The following is a 2,175-nucleotide window of genomic DNA, read 5'->3' as shown; positions in this document are numbered from 1 at the left end:
CACGCAGCACAGCGTCATGACGGGCATGGCGTAGATGCGCAGCAGTCCCCCAAACGACGACACTTCCGACAGATACGACAGAGCGGGCAGCCAGCGCAGCTTCACGGCAAACACCAGCACGGCGATCGTCGCGATCAGGAACTCGGGCACCGCGACCGTGGACAAGGTGAGCACATTGAGTACGCGGTCCAGAAGCGAACCGCGAAACATCGCCGATGAAATTCCGATCAGGAGTGCGACGGGTACTGAAACCAATGTCGTGAGCCCAGCCAGCACGAGCGAATTCGGCAGCCGGGTCGCAATCAGCTCGCTGACCGGCAAGTTATTGGAGAGCGAGGTGCCGAAGTTGCCCGTGACGACATGAAAAAGCCATTGGACGTAGCGTTGCAGCGCCGGCTGGTCGAGCCCGAACTGGTGCCGCAGGGCTGTTACGGCTTCGGGCGTAGCGGCCTGGCCGAGCGCCTGTTGCGCCGCGTCGCCGGGAAGCAGGCCGGTGATGCCGAACACCACCGCCGAAACCAGCAACAACGTGAGCAACGCGAGGCCAAGGCGCGCGGCGATAAGTCTTTGCGCGTGAGCATGCATGGATTCGCCTCCTGGGTTGAGACCGCACGCCACCCCTAAAGCGGCGTGCGTTACTGCCTGGGTGGCACGGAAACGTTCCGGCCCGTCACCCTGTCAACTCACCAGCCAGACGTGCTCCGCGAAAGCGAAACCCATCAAGCCCGCGAGCGGAATCGAGCCGAGTCCCTGGAGCTTGCTCGTGTGGGCATCGAGTGAGCTCTGGAACATCGGAATGCCGACACCGCCGGTTTCATGCACGAGTACCTGCATGTCGCCGTAAATCTTCTTGCGCTTGGCGTCGTCCGGTTCGCCGCGCGCTGCAAGCAACATCTGGTCGAACTTCGGGCTCTTCCAGTTGGCTTCGTTCCACGGCGCGTCCGACTTGAAGAACTGCGTGAACAGCACATCAGCGCTGGGCCGTGCATTGACGTTACCGAAACCAAGCGGATGTTTCATCCAGTGATTCGACCAGTACCCGTCGGCGGGTACGCGCGACACCTGCAGGTTCAGCCCCGCAGCCGGTGCGGCCTGTTGCAGCAGCATGGCCATTTCGACCGACCCTTCCGCTGCCGGCGAAGCGAATACCTGCACGGGCGTGCTGCCCACTTTCGACTTCTGGAAATAGAACTTGGCCTTCTCCGGGTCGAACGGACGTTGCGGGATGCCGGCCATGTAGTACTTGTTGGTGGGATCGATCGGCTGGTCGTTGGCGATCGTGCCGAAGCCACGGAACACCGCGCGCTTGATCTGTTCGCGGTCCAGCAAATAGAACATACCCCGACGAAAATCGTCGTTGCCGGTAATGCCGTTTTCGTCGCGCACGATCAGGTCGGTGTACTCCCCGGTTTTCGTCTCCAGTACTTCGAATCCCGGCGTGCTCTTGATGCGCTCGGTGGAGCGCGGGCTGACTGCGTTGATCAACTGCACGTCGCCGGAAAGCAGCGCGTTCACGCGCGCCGATTCGTCGCTGATACCGATCAACTCGATCTCGTCGATGTGCGGCAGGCCCGGCTTCCAGTATTTCTCGTTCCTCACGCCGACCGTACGCACGCCCGGCGAGAAATCCTTCACCTTGTATGGACCCGTGCCCACGGCCGTCTTGAAGTCGGTGGTGCCGGCCTTGATGATCAGGAAGTGCGAGTCAGCCAGGATCACCGGCAGGTCGGCGTTCGCGCCTTCTAGTGTGATCGTGACCTCGTTGGGTCCCGTCGCCTTCACTTCCTTGAACTGGTCGGCGACGGTTTTAGCCTTTGAAGCCGTCGCCGGATCCTTATTGCGCATCAGCGAAAAGACGACGTCGGCCGGCGTCAGCGATTTGCCGTCGTGGAATTGCACCCCCGTGCGCAATTTCACGACCCATACGGTCGCGTCCTTCGATTCCAGCGATTCAGCCAGCCCCATTTTCGCGCCGAGATGCGAGTCGAATTCGGTCAGGCCGTTATAGAACATGTTGCCACGTACGTAGTCCGTACCAAGTGCGCCCTTCGCGGGGTCGAGCGTATCGGCGGAGGAAGACGACTGCGTGGCCACGCGGATCTTGCCGCCCTGCTTGGGCTGGGGCTGGGCGAATGCCCCGCCGCTCGCTGTGAGCAGGCCGACGCCGGTCAGCGA

2 protein-coding genes are annotated in these 2,175 nt (G+C 61.9%); both read right to left on the bottom strand.

Annotated elements, in window-relative coordinates:
• A partial coding sequence (locus WCA53_RS19200) for an ABC transporter permease (protein WP_423914182.1) occupies positions 1-585 on the bottom strand: 585 nt, incomplete at its 3' end.
• A 93-nt stretch (positions 586-678) separates the two neighbouring features.
• A partial coding sequence (locus tag WCA53_RS19195) for an ABC transporter substrate-binding protein (RefSeq protein ID WP_423914179.1) occupies positions 679-2,175 on the bottom strand: 1,497 nt, incomplete at its 5' end.

The sequence above is a fragment of the Caballeronia sp. genome (assembly GCF_049581465.1).
In the GTDB taxonomy this organism is placed as follows: Bacteria; Pseudomonadota; Gammaproteobacteria; order Burkholderiales; family Burkholderiaceae; genus Caballeronia.
The sequence above is the reverse complement of the archived record's forward strand: the minus strand, read 5'-3'. Positions and strand labels throughout refer to the sequence as shown.